We start from the raw sequence: 16,539 nt of genomic DNA on the forward strand, positions 1-16,539 counted from the left end.
GATCGCCTTTCTCAGGTGGTCTGATCCCCATAAAGCCCGGTTAAACCGGGCTTTATTGATCATAAGACCGGAATATGATCAATAAAGCCTGAACACAACGCATGAATCCCTGAACCAGATCTTTCAGGTGATGTCTCAGCTGCGTCTGCTTTGGTATCCTTGCCAGCTTCTTTTTGTTAACGAATAACAGCCCTCTGCACAGGATTTCGCTTTGAACACGTTTGTTACCTCGTCATCTATCAACCTGTCAGCTCAAAACCTGTCACCTGCCCCAACCTCTGCTGTTCCGGTAAAGGCTGCTGCACCGCTGGTGGTCACCCTTCTGTCCTGCCTGTTATTGCTTGCGTCACTTTTCAGTCTGCCGGTGTTTGCAGCAGAAAGTGACTGGACAGAAACGCCTCAGGCAAAAGCACGGCTTCTGCTAGCAGCGCTGGAAGAAGAGGGCGATCAGAAGATCCTGAAAGCGGGCCTTGAGATTCAGATGGATGACGGCTGGAAAACCTACTGGCGCACCCCCGGTGCTGCGGGGATTCCACCGGTTGTGAAAGCCACCTCCGACAATATCGATTCGATTCAGCTGCACTACCCTGCACCACTGCGACTGGATTTTCAGGGACTGCAGCTGTACGGCTATGAGAAGAAGGTGATCTTCCCGCTGGATATTGCCCTTAAGCCGACAGCCGATAACCGTAATCTCGCCCTCGATGCCCGCATTCTGATCTGCCGCGAACTCTGTATTCCGGTCAGCTTTAAACCGGAAATACCCGCAGCTGATCTGCCGGATCTGAATCAGACTGCCTCCGGTGTGCTGGATGCCGATGCGGCATTCCGTATCAACCAGTATGTCAGTCGTATTCCCCGCAGTGCCGAACAGGCAGGGCTTGAACAGGCGACCATCCAGCTGGATAGCCAACAGAAGCTGCTGGAGATTCAGCTGCAGCTGCCCGCCAATATGCAGCTGCTGGATCTGTTCCCGGAGCTGTCGCCTGAGCCGGAACTGGATGCGCCGGTGATAGGTACACCTACGGCAAGCGAAAACTCGTCAATCCAAAACGCGTCAATCCAGAACAACAGCGATCAGCTCTGGCGGGCGCAATTCCCGATTCAGCGTAAGCGTATGCCAAGCGCTGATGAAGCGGCCAATCTGGTGATCCGCACCTCTCAGGGTGATTTTGAACTGCCACTTAACTGGCAGAGCGCTGATGCATCCCTCACCCCTTTGCAGGGAACGCCTGTCAGCGGTTATCAAGGCAGTGCGGCTCTGAGCGACACCGGTTCAGCTCCCTCTTTATGGCTGATGCTGCTGATGGCACTGGCAGGCGGTCTGATTCTGAACCTGATGCCCTGTGTGCTGCCGGTGTTGTCGATTAAGATGCTGCATCTGATTAAACACAGCGAGCTGAGTACGACTCAGATTCGCAGCAGTTTTATTGCAACCGCAGCGGGCATTATCAGCTCCTTTGCCCTGCTGGCCGGTGTGCTGATCACCCTGAAAGCCAGTGGTCAGGCGGTGGGCTGGGGTATCCAGTTTCAGCAACCACTCTTTATTGCAGCGCTGGGACTGATTGTGGTGATCTTCGCCGGTAATCTGTGGGGGCTGTTTGAGTTCCGTCTGCCCTCTGCGGCAGCGGGATTAGGTTCGCAACCAACGGAGAACAACCACTCACTCAGCGGATCATTCGGTCAGGGTGCTCTGGCAACTCTTCTGGCAACCCCCTGCTCTGCGCCATTTTTAGGCACGGCCATCGGCTTTGCTTTCTCACAGGACAACCTGACCCTGCTGCTGATCTTTATCACCCTGGGCATCGGCCTTGCTCTGCCGTACCTGCTGATGACGCTGAAACCGGAATGGGTGTACAAACTGCCCAAGCCGGGACGCTGGATGCTGACACTGAAACGAGTTCTGGGTCTGGGGCTGCTATTAACGGCGGGCTGGCTGTTCTGGGTGTTGTCCGATCTTGTGGTGATGACGGGCGTTATCGCAGTGGCAAGCCTGGGTCTGCTCTGGTGGCTGCTGATTAAACGCCATCGCGTCGTCTGGTTGTTGCCAATACTGGCTCTGGCACTGATTCCGTTTTTCCCGCAGGCAGAAACCCAGAGCTTTGCACTGGCGGCTAATGCCGACAGCGAAGATCAACTGAACTGGGTCGCGTTTGAACCGGATCAAATCCCGCAATACGTTGCGGAAAACAAGGTGGTTTTTGTGGATATCACCGCTCGCTGGTGCGTGACCTGTGTGGCCAACAAGGTTGCCGTGATTAACACCCCGGAGATTCAACAGGCCTTGTCAACAGAAGGCATCCTGCCGATGCAGGGGGACTGGACACGACCGGATGCGACCATTAGTGATTTTCTCAACCAGCATCAGCGCTTTGGTATTCCCTTTAATGCGGTCTATGGCCCCGGTGCACCGGAGGGCATTCTGCTGAGTGAAATTCTGACCCAAGATGCACTGCTGGATGCTCTGCAAAAAGCTAATGGTGATCGCTAAAGCCGGATATCTTGCGCTCATAGCAGTGATTACCGATTAAAACACTGCCGGCTAACAATCGACCGGCAACAAACTGTAAGTCAAATACCACAAGTAAGATTCTGATCAGAAAAGGAGTTAGCATGTCATCGCCGAACGACACGCCGGTACAGAAAGTTAAAGTCTGGGATATCAGTATCCGCATTTTCCACTGGGCTTTGGTGGCACTGATCGGTTTTCTCTGGTGGAGCGGTACCGAAGGCGTTCAGATGGACAACCATGTCTTAGCGGGTTACGCCGTGCTGGGGTTGATTGTCTACCGAATTATCTGGGGCTTTATAGGTAGCCATCACGCCCGCTTTATCAACTTTGTCCGCTCGCCCATCAAAACCCTGAAGTCGATTCCCGATGTGATCTCAGTGCGCAGTGACTCTCACCATGTGGGCCATAATCCGGTTGGCGGCTGGATGGTGATTGCGCTGATTCTGATTCTGCTGGCACAGGGCATAAGCGGTCTGGGGACGACAGATGATATCTTTATCGACGGGCCTCTGGTGGCCTACATCAGCGATGATATGGTCTATTGGCTGACCGATCTGCACCTGACCCTACCGGATTATCAGATCGCCATGGTTATTCTGCACCTGGCAGCAGTACTTTTTCACGATGCCTTTAAGCGGGAACGCCTGATTCAGGCGATGATCACAGGTATTAAAAAAGTACCGGCATCACTGGCCGATTCGATCCGGCAATCCGAACTACCGACGATGCGCTTCCTGATCGTGGTTGCGCTGCTAAGCGGTATCGGCTGGTGGCTGATTTCAAACTACGGCTAGAACGATTACTCAATAAAAAGCCCCGGCCGGGGCTTTTTATTGTCCGAAGATTTGCTTTAGGCAATCTCAGCCTGCAACAACTGATCAGCCCAACGATCAATCCAATCTCCGGCAGGTTCAGTCGCATCAAAGTGTTCTGCGGCATCCACTTCTAAGGGGCGACCCACTCGCTGACCGCCATATTCCGAAAGTACAGCATCCATTTTTTTTCCGGCATCACAAAAGGTTTCGTCATAAGAGCTGTCTCCCAACGAAATAATGCCGTACTTCAGGTGCGAGAGCGCCGCCCCCTGTTCGTGCAAGGTGTGGTAAAACTTATCAAAATTGGGAGGAAAGTCACCGGCACCTGTGGTAGAGCAGGAGATCAGAATTCCATCCAGTGCTTTGTTTTCAAGATCCGCAATACTTGGCTCTTCAGTAATCTCAACAGTGAAACCTTTAGCCTCCAGCATTGGCTGAATATGATCCGCCACATCTCTGGCGCCTCCGTAAACCGTTCCTACCAAAATCTTAATTGCGGGCATACATCTCTCCTGAAAAAACATCCCAAATAACCAACCAATTTACTCAGCTATTATAACGATATCGCTATAAAAGCCCAAATCCATTCCTGACAAGGCAGTCACAGTCTTATCTGAACTCCACTTTAATCTAAGCAGACACTTAGGCTGCAAAAATATCACATGGCGCAGCAAATATAAGACGAAAGCAGGCAATCTACTGATATTTATAAGGAATTATCTCGATTTTTGATATCCATCAAAACTGAGCATTTGTATTATTTGTTAGCTATGTTTAGTCTGACCTTTCTGTTGAAAAAAATGATTTCCGTTTTTCCAGACAAAAACCGAAAATCTGCCTACTGCTACAAGGACGCGTTATGTTTGCTCAGGACTTTAATGAACTCGGTTATCTATCCAGTGAATGGCCTCTGAACCAGGATCGGCCAACACTTCTTATGGTCCATGGCGCAGGTTTGAATCATGCCCAGTGGCAGGGGCAGATGTCCGGACTCAGAGATCATGCCAATATGGTTGCGGTTGACCTGCCCGGCCGCGCCCTGAGCGCACATCACGATGGTGATCAGTCGATTGCACAATATGCTGAAACGCTGTCTGAACTGGCCCATGAACTGGAGACCAGCCACCTTATTATGGCCGGACACAGCATGGGTGGTGCAGTTTGTCTTGAGTTTGCAATGCGCTACCCCGATCAGCTGGATGGACTGGTACTGGTTAACACCGGAGCCAAATTAAGAGTTCAACAACAACTGCTGCAACAGATCCGCGATGACTATCCCGCCTTTATACGCAACCTGACACAGAGTGCGCTGGGAGAACAAACTGAAGGTCGCATCACCGAACAATTTGCAGAGCTTTTAATGCAAAGTGAAACCGATGCGGTTTATAACGACTTTGCCAGTTGCGATACATTTGACCGACTGGATGCCATCAGTCAGATCGCCTGTCCGGCTCTGGTGATCAGCTCAGATCAGGACATAATGACCCCTCCTAAATACGGTGAGTTTTTGGCAGATCATCTGGAACAGGGCGAGTACGCTCTGATTGAAGGAGCTGCGCATGTCAGTCCCATGGAACAGCCCGAAGCGGTTAACGCAGCGATTCTCGACTTCCTGCAGCAATTTAATGGCCGCTAAGCGGCCTTGAATATGACTCAACCCGAGCCCTAAAGCTCTGAACCTTTCCCATATTCCACCTCGATGGTAAACTGATTTTTAATATTTTGGTTTACAGGTGGATTATGCAGGATACAAGTCTCTGGTTTCCCTATGCCCAGATGAAACATCTGGAAGTCAATTATGAAGTCGAAACCGGTGAAGGCCCTTATATTCAATTTACCAACGGTATGAAACTGCTGGATGCCACCTGCTCCTGGTGGTGCATGATCCACGGTTACCGTCATCCTGACATCACTCAGGCGATTCATGATCAGGCCGACAAGCTGGCTCACGTCATGCTGGGCGGGCTGAAAAACCAACCCGCAGCTGATCTGGCGAAGAAGCTGGTGGAGATCACCCCGCAAGGTCTGAACCATGTGTTCTTCAGTGACAGCGGCTCTGTCGGCATGGAAGTCGCCATGAAGATGGCGGTGCAGTTCTGGCAGAATCAGGGACGGACAAAAAAATACAAGATGGCCTCTCTGATGCGCGCTTACCACGGTGATACCACCGGCTGCATGTCGGTCTGCGACCCGGAAGAAGGCATGCACAGTCTGTTCAGCGGTCTGCTGCCGAAACATCACTTTGCACCCGCCCCTACCGCTTCATTTGATGCTCCGGCAGAAGCTGTGGCTGTCGATATAGCCGAGCTGCGTAAGGTATTTGAACAACACCATGAAGAGATCGCCGGTTTCCTGATCGAGCCTCTGCTGCAGGCCGCAGGCGGTCTGAATATGTACAGCCCGCTTTATCTGCAGGAAGCCCGCAAGCTGTGCGATGAGTTTGAGATTCTGTTTATCTTTGACGAGGTGGCGACCGGCTTTGGCCGCACCGGTAAACTCTTTGCCGCTGAATACGCGGAAGTCACACCGGATATTATGGTGCTTAGCAAGGGCCTGACCGGTGGCTATGTCGGACATGCGGCCACCATCGCAAACGACCGCGTGTTTGATGCCTTCTGGGATGATGATGCCGGAAAAGCCTTTATGCATGGACCAACCTTTATGGGTAATCCGCTGGCCTGCGCGGTGGCACTGAAAAGCATCGAGGTGTTTGAACGGGATGATTATCTGGGCAAGATCGCTCAGCTGAATCAGCTACTCAAAGATGAGCTGCTCAACTTCAAACACGATGCGGTGCTTGATACCCGGGTACTGGGTGCGACGGCGGTGATTGAAGTGAAAGATGCTGAAAGCCTGAAGGGTGTTCAGGATTTTGCCATCAAGCACGGTGTCTGGCTGCGCTCCTTCGGACGCTACCTGTACACCATGCCTCCGTACATTATCAGCACTGATCAGCTGAAACAGATTACCGATGTGATGAAGGCCTGGTTTACTGCGAAACCTTCTTGCTGATCCACGGCGCAAGCCGATTACTGAAGCGCGCCTAGGGTACGGCTGTCATGTCAGATTAACTGACCTATGGCAGCCTTTAGCTCCATCAATTCAGGTCAAAAAAGCGGACTGTAGTCTTTCTCCAGCTGATCAAATTTCAGCGAGCCGATAAAACGGCCAAAGCTCAACCAAGTCACCAATCCACGCATATCCTGAAAATGCGGCGGTAAAAACTTAGGCCCGGCGACGATGCCCTGCTCGTGCAATTCTGAAATCAGACGAAAATCTTCCAGCTGGATTTTACCCACTAACAGCAGCTGCAAAAGATCAATCCTACCCTTCTGAACCGCAACACGGAAGAAGTTATAGGTCAGCACAAAGCCTTTGATATAGGCCAGATCCTTGGTAAACGGCATACCATCCGGTAAACTCCCCCGGAAGGTACGACTGGCGATGGTATAGCTGTCATCTTCGCTGATACCTTTATCCAGCAGATAACGGTAGACCTCAATAAAGTCTGCACCATCGGCAGCAAGAGTGACTGCACGGATACGATTAACCAGCTTGGAAAGACGCCTAGGCGTAGAGCGCAGAGTAATAATCTCGGTCAGAACGGCCAGGCCTTCCTGAGTGACCGTTGAGCTTGGCGTCCCCTTAGCTAAACAGGTCAGATAGGGCTGCGCCAGACCGTTCTGGGTTGTACCGACATGAATCCAGCCTTCGTGAGCTTCCAGAAGATCCAGTTCACGACGGGAGAATTTCACATCTTTATTCAGCTTAATGTAATCACTACCGGCCGCCGCATCACTGACAATACCATCAGACAGAATCACACGGGCATTCAGCCCCGGCATGCTTTGACTGAGCACATTATCCAGATAGGTCACGGCATCTTCTGCAGAGATATCCTTGGGCTCATCCGGCAGCACTTCATGATCAATCAGCTGTACCAGTGGTTCTTCCAGCATGATCGCAAGCTCTGCCAGCGTGGGATCACCAGCATGAAAAACATCATGCGGATGGCCGTATAACTCAACAGAATAGTGGTGAAAGTCCGGTGTACCACGGGATTCCAGCATACGCAGCACCTGACGGTACTCATTACACATACGTTTCATCAGGCGAGCCATAGGGTTCAGCTGACCGATGGAACGGCTGATCTCCTGCTCAAGATCGCTGAAGGCATAGCGCAGCACCTGAGGGTCAAATCCCAGATCCCGCTGCTGATACATCTCTGGCGTCACTTCCGGCAGTTTCTGAGCCTTATTGGCAAAGAAACGCTGACGCACTTCTTTATCCCAGTTGACCGCATCTAACACACGAATCGGAGCCTGAAGCTCTACCATGCGATCTGAGAGTTTTCTGACTTGTTGCAGCAGCTTTTTTTGTGCCATGCCTTGTTCTCCGGTGACCTCAGTCACCTCAGATAGAAGGCAAGTGGCTAACTTACCCTCACATATCCCATAAGTCCGGTTTTCATGTGTTCGATCACATGACAGTGGTACATCCACCGACCCGGATTATCTGCGACAAACGCCGCTTTGGCACGTCCATTTTTACCTAACAGCACCGTATCGGTATAAAAGGGGGTCACTGGCTCACCATTCATCTCGAGTACCAGAAAAGTGTGGCCGTGAATATGAATCGGATGGTGGTACTGGGTATTATTTCTCAGGTCGAAAATATAGCTCTGCCCCAAACGCAGATCAGCCACCGGCTCAGGAATATTACCCGGCCCCATACCTTGCCACGGACGGCGATTGATCAGCCAAAAGGTGTCATGGGTTTCGCCATTGTCATCCACGGGACTAATCGCCCCTTCCCATTCAAAGACAAAGGACACCGTCTCGGCATTGTCGAGATCCGGGACAGAGATCGGATTCATTGCCAGCTTCGGCATCGCTTTAGTCGGTAAGGCTGACTCAGAGGTCGCTATAAAGTTAGCAAGGGGGAAGCCAAACTTACCCAGCAGATACTCCAGCACAATCTTATTTTTGGTACGGGCAGATTCCGGCATCACAAACGCAAGATCCAGACGCATCCCCGGCCCAATTTTATGTGTTTCAAATGGGAAAGGATTCAGCACGGGGTTGCCATCAATAGCGATGACCTGTGCTTTAACGCCCTTCAGCCGCAATTGGTAGGTCATAGTGTTATCAACATTAGCCAATCGTAACCGTACACGACTCCCCGGACGGTATTTCAGTCGAGGATTACTGACCCCATTAGCCGTGCCCCACTCACCTGGGGTCCCCATTCGGGCTGCATAACGGGGACGACTCAGAGCCTTCCAGCCTCCTTTTTTATCCAGATGCCAGTGCTTCAGGATCAGTACTTCATCCACATCAAAGTCAGGCCTGACCGCTTCTTCAACGACCAGAGCACCAACCAACCCGCGGCCAAGTTGCTCAGTACTGTTCATGTGCGGGTGATACCAGAAGGTACCGGCATCCGGTGGAGTAAACTCATAAACAAAAGTTTCACCCGGCATAATGGGCTTCTGACTCAGAAAAGGCACACCATCCATCTCAATGGGAATGCGCAGACCATGCCAGTGGATTGTCGTAGGCTCACTTAACCGATTCGTGAATTCAATACGAACCGGTTGTCCTTGCTTAGCACGAATGACAGGCGCAGGGATATCACCATTAAAGGCCAACACATCGGTTTTAAAACCCGGCACCAACTCTGCCTGTGCCTCTTCAGCAGTAAGCCGATAGTGGTAAGCCAGGCCTGAATCGACCTGAGCCAAACTCCAACGAGGAGCCAGTGAGGCTGCTAAACCAATCGCTCCCAATTGGAGAAAATTTCGACGACTGATGGCTGGTTTCATCTCATCTAAACGATTGTCAGTGCCAGGATGATTTAGGTTACTCAATTTTTTCCCCTACTCTTGCTCTGCCGGATAAGTTCTTTATCGGATTTTTCCTGCTTACAGCCTTGTCGCCAATTAAGCGATAGCTGCACAGATTTAACTCTGTTTGATACTAAAGCCACACTACCGAAATGGGAAACATTATTATCTGCAGCCCTGTCAATAAAAGCTCTGCTATGATCTGAACCATTATTTGACGATGCCAGCCCCCAACCTAATGGCCTGGCATAAAAAAAGCGGCAGATGAGGCTGCCGCTTTTCAACAGGGATGTGGACTGTAAAACAGATATAGACCGATCAGGCTTTAACCGTGTCCTGTTTCAGAGGCAGCTTTTCGCTTTCAACCGTTAACGCTGCTTCTTCAGGCGGTGTAAATGCCGGTTTGCGGTAGCGTCCCATAACAGAGCCCACGGCAATAAAGGCAACAATAGAGTAGCAAACCGTCAGAGCATCAAAGAAGACAAAACCGAACATCAGGATACCCATATCCGTTGTCAGCGTTGTTTTGGCAGCGTTGATCCCCAAACGACGTTCAAGGAATACCGCCAGAATCGTAATCCCCCCCAGAGATGCCTGAGCCCGAATCAGAAAGGTCAGCCCTAAACCGATCAATAAACCACCCAGTACAGAGGCAATCAGCGGATGCGCCAGCTCTAGACTGACATTATGTTCAATCAGGTCAGCAAATACCGATAACAGGGTAACGGCTCCAAAGGTACGCAGAGTAAAGCCAACCCCCAAATACCGAAGCGCAATCAGATAAAATGGCAGGTTCACCAGAAAAAAGATCTGACCGAAGGTTAGATCCGGTACAAACTGAAGCAAAATCAGACCAAGACCGGCGGTCCCACCCACCAAAAGATCTGAAGCATTAATCAGTTGCACACCCAGTGCAACCAGCAAACAGGCTTCAACAATAGCCAGCCACTGAGCAGCATGAATTTTCATTAAATTCTCCAAAAACTGACACAAAACGAATGTATTCGGGTGTAAAAACCCAAGAAACTAACGCAGAGTCATCGTCACCCGGACTTTTTTGTTATTGGAGAATGGGTTCAGACGTGGACGTAAGACAGGTTGTAACAACACCAGTTAGTGTGTGTACGGGAAAGGATTATACCAATAGAAGCTTAGAAAGGGATTTTTCCAGCCATCAGGACTGTAAAGGCAAACCTCACCGTGTAAATATTATTTTACAGACACACCGATCGAAGACTGTTATCTGCATGCACCCGCCACGATCAAAAAACAACATCTGACAGGTGAGAATTATTCACAGCAGTGCTACGCTTGTACCCTTGCCTTGATCTCCCTGCCAAGCCCCTCAGAAGGGCATCCAGCAGGCCTTCAATATCCGTACACCGCACGTCTTAAATGCTGTGAAGGCACCGAAAAAGGCAGGAGAAGCGACGTAAAAAACCTGCAATTGACCCTATCAAAGAACAGAAGAGTTTACAGATGAGCAAATTCTGGAGTGAAGCGATTACCAATCTTCAGCCTTATGTACCGGGTGAACAGCCCAAAACCACTAACATCACTAAGCTGAACACCAATGAAAACCCCTACCCGCCATCGCCAAAAGTCTTGGAAACTCTGGAGCATTTTCCGAAAGAGAAGCTCCGACTCTATCCTGATCCGGATGGCTCCGTTCTCAAGCAGGCTTTAAGCGATCATTTCGAATTGCCTCAGGATCATATCTTTGTCGGTAATGGTTCTGACGAAGTACTCGCCCACGCGTTTATGGCCTTTTTCCGTCAGCCAAAACCGCTGTTAATGCCCAGCATGACCTACAGCTTCTATGACGTTTACTGCAACCTGTATGACATTACGGCCGAACATATCCCTCTAAGCGATGATTTCCGAATCAATCTTAATGAGTATCATCAGGATAATGGCGGTATTATTTTCGCAAATCCGAATGCGCCAACGGGTATCGCCGTGGGGCTGGATGAGATTGAGACTCTGCTTAAGCGCAATACTGAAACGCTGGTGTTGGTTGATGAGGCCTATGTCGATTTTGGTGCTGAGAGTGCCTGTACACTGGTCAAGCGTTACCCGAACCTTCTCGTGGTACAGACGCTATCCAAGTCCCGTAGCCTGGCAGGGATGCGTGTCGGCTTTGCCTTAGGTCATCCTGACCTTATTGCCGGATTAGATCGGGTTAAGAACTCGTTTAATTCCTACCCACTGGATATGCTGGCACTGGCCTCAGCCACTGCAGCCATTGAAGATACAGCCTATTTTGCTCAGACTGTCCAGCAAATTATGAATGATCGCGACTGGACCACAGAGCAACTGGAAATGCTGGACTTTGATGTACTGCCATCGAGTACCAACTTTGTTTTTGCCCGTCATAAAACAGCATCTGGTGCCGATCTGATGAGCTATCTGCGCAGCAAAAACATCCTGGTTCGCCACTTCACTAAACCGGGAATTGAAAACCACCTGCGTATTACCATAGGAACCAGGGATGAGATGCAGGCGCTGATCACAGCCCTGAAAGAAAGACCCCATTCCTGATCGGGCAGGTTCATCAAAAAACAAAAAAGCGCTGCCGGTAAAAGCAGCGCTTTTATTTATCAGCCAGTCTAGTGCTCTCTACTGCTGGTAAACCTGAACGACGACCATTAGCAAAGAAACACAAACCGGGCCAGATAGCAGAGCCAGGTTAAGACGCAGCACCCGTGAAATGTTAACTTTAGCCAGAAAATGCTGCATCAGGAAAGCCCCTGCAACCAACTGCATAAAGCTCGCCATCAACATCAGAATACCCTGATAATAAAACTGCACTCCTAACAAACCAACAAGACTAGCCAGTGTTAGCCAGCTGGACATCTTCAAAAAGCGATTATTCTGTTCACTCAGGCCTTCCAGAAAGTGCTGTCGCGATGCCTTGCTTAAACACACTTCCGCCATCGCGCCAATTGAGATGATAATCAGGATCACCAGCCACATTGTTTATTGCTCCTTTTGCCTTGTTATTATTGTCATCCAGTGCGAACTATCGATTAAGCTCAAATAAATCACTGAGACAAAATAGTAACAGATAAACAAAGAGTTGCTGCTATCCAATAGACGCATTGCCCATCGCAAATAACGCTGAAGAAAACTCAGGACTTACCACCAGCAATGCTCTCCATAATAACGGCAACATGCTGGCTAAGTTTTGCGGAAGCGACACGGGTTTGTTGAGCAGCCTGCTCCGCCTCACCCGCACTGGCCGTCACTTCTTTTAAACTGTTGTTAATCTCTCCGGCAGCAATGCTCTGCTGTCTTGCTGCCGCGGCAATACTCTGCCCTCTTTCACTGATGCCCTGCATCGTAAACGCGATCTGTTCGAGTGTACTTCCGGCAAGTTCTGCTTGCTCAACACTGGCTTTAGCTTGCTTACGGCTTTGACTCATCACTTGATAAACCTGCCGGGTTTCATCTATCAGACGGGACAGAATTCCCTGAATCTCATGAGTTGACTGCTGTGTCCGGGATGCAAGCGAACGAACTTCATCAGCAACAACGGCAAAACCACGGCCATGCTCGCCTGCACGAGCAGCCTCAATAGCCGCATTAAGAGCAAGCAGATTTGTCTGACTGGCAATATCATTAATCAGGGAAACAGCGTGAGAAATATCTTCACTGGCGCTATGTAAGTCATCAACCTGATTTGCTGCACGCTGAACCTGATCAGACAGGTCTTTGATTGATTGCATCGCCTCATGAACGACGCGGTGGCCATCCTCTGCCTTCTTAAGACCTTCAGAGGTTGCTGACGAGGCATCGGCAGAACGTGCTGCAACAGTTCCTATCGCTTCTGACATTTCGCCGACGACCTTTGAGATATGTCGCACCTCATCATTTTGTTGCCGAACCGCGTGGGCGGCCATATCAGAAATATCCTGTGTATCCTGACCAAGAGAAGCCAGCATATCAGCCGAATAGTGTATCCGTGTGCGTATCGCATCTTCATTAGCAATTCGCAATTTCGCCATTAACCTTATAAAGCCAGCTTCAGACGAGCTGTCCGAGTACATCTGAGCCAAAAGCGAGCTGTAGTTGTTGCCCACTAACAAACCACGTGCAAACTTCAGAGATCCCATCAACTTATAAGCTGCCAGCGCTAATAAAGCACTGCCCGCAGCAGATGCCAGCATCAGCTGCCAACCGTTAAGCCCAACAAGGCTTTGCAGGAGGAAAGGTGTCAGGCAGGCCAGAACAACCAGAACCGGAAGAGAAAGAAGGATAGGCAGATCAATCAGATGAATACGACGCTTACCGGCATTCACTCGCTTGTAGATGCGTTCAGCTCTTCCTATCTGGGAACGTTTGGGTTTAAGGCGTACAGACTGGTAACCGATAATCTCCCCATTACGGACAATGGGTGAAGCAAAGGCGTTAACGTAATAGTGGTCACCATTCTTACAGCGGTTTTTCACAACCCCCATCCAGGGCTTCCCCTGACGGATAGTGCGCCACATCTCTTCAAAAACAACGGGCGGCACATCCGGATGGCGAACGATATTATGCGGTTTACCCAGTAACTCATCCTCACTGAAACCCGAGATCTCAATAAAGGCTTCATTGACATAGGTAATTTGCCCCTTAAGGTTGGTTGTAGAAACCAATGGGACGCCATCATCAAGCAGGGTTTCCTCTCCGGTAACCGGCAGATTCTGTTTCAAGCCACACCTCCGTGTGTTTTTATTATCATTGTTGGCTTAGGGTTTCAGCGTAGATCAAAGGCGGCGTATTCTAGTCACCCCCTGTAAATTTGATACTGATGCAAATCAAGGACCTCTGAGCTGAAACAACATCCTGTTGTGAGACGCCCATAAAAACCCTTATTGATCGTAATGTCAATTTCCACATAATTAAGATTCAGGTTAGTCGCTAGAGAGCTGAACAGGTATGATGCCCCATCACATATTTCTGAGCTTCGTCATCAGTGAGGCCATTTAATTACAGGTATCAATATGAGTCGCTACCATTCAAAAACATCCCCGGAACTCAAAGAGATTCTTCAACGATGGCAGGAAGAGAGGCATCCGGAAGATGCTGAGTGGCTGGCCGATCAGATGCCTAATCTGCTGGAAGATGTGGCAAGAGTACAAGCAGGTTTTATGACGTTAAGAAGTAAAGTCAAAAAACTTGAGTCAGAAATGCAGACCTATCGCCAGACCCGGCTTCTGGCAGAGTTTGAGGACGACAACAAGCATTAAATGATCAAGAGACCTCAGGCCCTGAAACGCCTCATTGAAATGAGTTCAGTTTTTCAGGATGCCGGCACGACTTCAGAAGCACAGACAGTGGCTCACCCGCAGCATACTTAAAACCCTGCGCGACAGTGGCTCCCGCCAGTTTGGCCTGCAACTCCTCATGCTCATTCTCAATACCTTCTACAACTGTATTCAGCCCCAGATTTCTTGCCAAAAACAAAAGACTTTCAAAGAGCGCGAAGTCGCCATGATCACCGGAACACAATCGGGCAGTATAGCTACGGTCCAGCTTGAGACCTGTAATGGGAAACTCTTTCAGATAATTAAGAGATGCGTAACCGGTTCCAAAATCATCTAAAAAGATATTCAAACCCGCATCCCGCATACGCTGCAACTGCTCTACAACAACCTGATCTTTTTCCAGTAATGACGTTTCTGTCAGTTCGACACCGATCTGCTGAGGATCGATCTGATGCTCACGCATCGACTGAATAATCATGCCCGCCACATCGTGGTAATAAAACTGGGCTGCTGAGACATTGAGCGAAACCTTAAGCGGTCCTTGGTGGCGCTCCGTCAGAAGCGGGATATCCTGCATCACCTGCTGAATGACAAACTCGCCGAGATCACGGATGACGGATAATTGCTCTGCAATTGGGAAAAACTCACCAGGGCTGATAAAACCCAGGTCAGGATGCTGCCAGCGCATCAATGCTTCGTAACCAACAATTCCACCGTTTTCCAACGAGATCTGTGGCTGGTAAACCATATAAAGCTGACCTTCACTTCTGGCGGTTTGCAGAGCCTGCTCAATCTGATAACGGCGCTTTAGTGACTCGTCCATTTCAGGCGCAAAGTAGACAACACGATTTTTACCCTGCTTTTTGGCAACATTCAGCGCAATCGCAGCCTGAGTCTGAACTTCTGCCAGTGACGTTGGCGGTTCTGGCCGACGAACAACACCGATACTGGCCTGTATACCACTAAGACGCCGGGGCTTGAGCGTATCATTATCAAAAACATCCATCAGCGCCTCTGCCAGCGCCTTCAGGCTGTGTCGCGAAAGATCTCCATCGGCTACAAGGCCGAATTCATCCCCCCCCAAACGATAAATGCCGATACGCTCCCGACTGAATGCCCACTGATGGCACCATTCATTAATCGCCAACAGAAAACCGGAAACGACTTGTCTTAGCAACTCGTCTCCGGCATTGAAGCCTCTTGTTTCATTAAACCATTTGAAATTATCCAGGCCGACCTGAATCACTACAAAATTTGGCTTGTGGCAATCATCCAGCAGGTCGGTGACCTGCTGCTGAAAGAAAGTCCGATTACCAATACCAGTCAGTTGATCATAAAAGGCCAAATTTTCTGTACTGCGGACATTAGCCTGAATCTGCATAGCCATCTGCCGGAATGCAGAGCCAAGGCGCCCAAACTCATCATCCTTTCTCAGCCGGGCCGGAAGCTCCCAGCGTCCCAGCGCCAGCTTTTCAGAATACGCCATCAACATATTAATAGGGCTACTGATGCTGTAGGAAAATAGGGCACTTAACAGCAAAATCAGGCCACCAAAGATCAGCAGCAAAAACAGCAAAGACTGTAAAAAATGACGACGGGTCTCGGTCAGTACCGCATCAATCGCTTTGTGATTCTCTTCAACAGAGACTCGAATTGGCTCCAGGGTCAGTATCAGTATGATGCCCCCGACTTTTTGCCCGGCATCCGATAAAGGATGATTAATCACCAGAAGATCATCATGCACCCTGTGATCGGCTCGCTCCAGACTCACAGTAAAGGGCAGCCGGCTGTGTACATTAATCTCCGGAGCAGACGACATAGAGTTGCTATCCAACAGAATCGCCAAACGCTTGTCGTAAAGCAGAACCTGACTGACCATGGGCAATCTGGCAAAAAGACTTACCTGTTCGGCGATATAGCCCTTACTCTGATCGTTGATCGCCTTAGCAAAACGGGGAGAGAAAGAATTCAGCAACTTTTCACTACGGGAAAGAACATCTTTGGTCAGTGCATCATTAACTTTGCTCTGCCCGACCTGAGACATACTCTGATGCAATCGCTGTAATTCAGAGAAGGCTATCACAGCAAAAAAAACCATCATCGCAATCGATGAAA

13 protein-coding genes are annotated in these 16,539 nt (G+C 49.8%); 6 read left to right on the top strand and 7 right to left on the bottom strand.

Going from position 1 to position 16,539, the window contains the following annotated elements; genetic code table 11:
• Positions 1 to 211: 211 nt before the first annotated feature.
• Together AC4GL5_RS13470 and AC4GL5_RS13475 are read left to right on the top strand one after the other, a co-directional pair.
• Positions 212 to 2,491 (top strand): protein-disulfide reductase DsbD family protein, encoded by a 2,280-nt coding sequence (locus tag AC4GL5_RS13470; RefSeq protein WP_490383313.1) that lies wholly within the window; start codon positions 212 to 214, stop codon positions 2,489 to 2,491.
• Positions 2,492 to 2,613: 122 nt separating this feature from the next.
• The gene (locus AC4GL5_RS13475) at positions 2,614 to 3,306 is read left to right on the top strand and encodes a cytochrome b/b6 domain-containing protein (protein WP_490383314.1); all 693 of its coding nucleotides are present in this window, start codon (positions 2,614 to 2,616) and stop codon (positions 3,304 to 3,306) included.
• A 56-nt stretch (positions 3,307 to 3,362) separates the two neighbouring features.
• On the opposite strand, the gene AC4GL5_RS13480 is transcribed toward AC4GL5_RS13475, so the two are convergent.
• A complete protein-coding gene (locus AC4GL5_RS13480) occupies positions 3,363 to 3,830 on the bottom strand; it encodes a flavodoxin domain-containing protein (RefSeq protein WP_490383315.1) in 468 nt (155 codons plus the stop codon).
• A gap of 356 nt (positions 3,831 to 4,186) precedes the next feature.
• On the opposite strand from AC4GL5_RS13480, the gene AC4GL5_RS13485 reads away from it, so the two are divergent.
• Both AC4GL5_RS13485 and bioA read left to right on the top strand, forming a co-directional pair.
• The gene (locus tag AC4GL5_RS13485; protein ID WP_490383316.1) at positions 4,187 to 4,963 is read left to right on the top strand and encodes an alpha/beta fold hydrolase; all 777 of its coding nucleotides are present in this window, start codon (positions 4,187 to 4,189) and stop codon (positions 4,961 to 4,963) included.
• 104 nt (positions 4,964 to 5,067) lie between these two features.
• Entirely contained in the window at positions 5,068 to 6,339 is a 1,272-nt protein-coding gene (bioA, locus tag AC4GL5_RS13490) for an adenosylmethionine--8-amino-7-oxononanoate transaminase (RefSeq protein WP_490383317.1), read from the top strand.
• A 95-nt stretch (positions 6,340 to 6,434) separates the two neighbouring features.
• Here bioA and AC4GL5_RS13495 read toward each other — a convergent pair whose 3' ends face one another.
• From AC4GL5_RS13495 to AC4GL5_RS13505, 3 genes are all read right to left on the bottom strand, one after another.
• Positions 6,435 to 7,712: a flavohemoglobin expression-modulating QEGLA motif protein gene (locus AC4GL5_RS13495; protein ID WP_490383318.1), complete on the bottom strand. Its 1,278-nt coding sequence runs from the start codon at positions 7,710 to 7,712 to the stop codon at positions 6,435 to 6,437.
• Between the two features lie 47 nt (positions 7,713 to 7,759).
• The gene (locus tag AC4GL5_RS13500) at positions 7,760 to 9,196 is read right to left on the bottom strand and encodes a multicopper oxidase family protein (RefSeq protein ID WP_490383319.1); all 1,437 of its coding nucleotides are present in this window, start codon (positions 9,194 to 9,196) and stop codon (positions 7,760 to 7,762) included.
• 294 nt (positions 9,197 to 9,490) lie between these two features.
• Positions 9,491 to 10,141 (bottom strand): DUF6198 family protein, encoded by a 651-nt coding sequence (locus tag AC4GL5_RS13505; RefSeq protein WP_490383320.1) that lies wholly within the window; start codon positions 10,139 to 10,141, stop codon positions 9,491 to 9,493.
• 510 nt (positions 10,142 to 10,651) lie between these two features.
• On the opposite strand from AC4GL5_RS13505, the gene hisC reads away from it, so the two are divergent.
• Entirely contained in the window at positions 10,652 to 11,713 is a 1,062-nt protein-coding gene (hisC, locus tag AC4GL5_RS13510) for a histidinol-phosphate transaminase (protein WP_490383321.1), read from the top strand.
• 78 nt (positions 11,714 to 11,791) lie between these two features.
• Here hisC and AC4GL5_RS13515 read toward each other — a convergent pair whose 3' ends face one another.
• Both AC4GL5_RS13515 and AC4GL5_RS13520 read right to left on the bottom strand, forming a co-directional pair.
• Positions 11,792 to 12,148 carry a hypothetical protein gene (locus tag AC4GL5_RS13515; RefSeq protein ID WP_490383322.1) on the bottom strand — a complete coding sequence of 119 codons (357 nt, stop codon included), beginning with the start codon at positions 12,146 to 12,148 and terminating at the stop codon, positions 11,792 to 11,794.
• Positions 12,149 to 12,303: 155 nt separating this feature from the next.
• The gene (locus AC4GL5_RS13520; protein WP_490383323.1) at positions 12,304 to 13,869 is read right to left on the bottom strand and encodes a methyl-accepting chemotaxis protein; all 1,566 of its coding nucleotides are present in this window, start codon (positions 13,867 to 13,869) and stop codon (positions 12,304 to 12,306) included.
• A gap of 291 nt (positions 13,870 to 14,160) precedes the next feature.
• Here AC4GL5_RS13520 and AC4GL5_RS13525 point away from each other — a divergent pair, with 291 nt between their 5' ends.
• Positions 14,161 to 14,406: a hypothetical protein gene (locus tag AC4GL5_RS13525; protein WP_490383324.1), complete on the top strand. Its 246-nt coding sequence runs from the start codon at positions 14,161 to 14,163 to the stop codon at positions 14,404 to 14,406.
• A 31-nt stretch (positions 14,407 to 14,437) separates the two neighbouring features.
• On the opposite strand, the gene AC4GL5_RS13530 is transcribed toward AC4GL5_RS13525, so the two are convergent.
• The coding region (locus AC4GL5_RS13530) for a putative bifunctional diguanylate cyclase/phosphodiesterase (RefSeq protein ID WP_490383325.1) at positions 14,438 to 16,539 on the bottom strand (2,102 nt) is incomplete at its 5' end.

The organism is Oceanospirillum sp. (genome assembly GCF_982874595.1).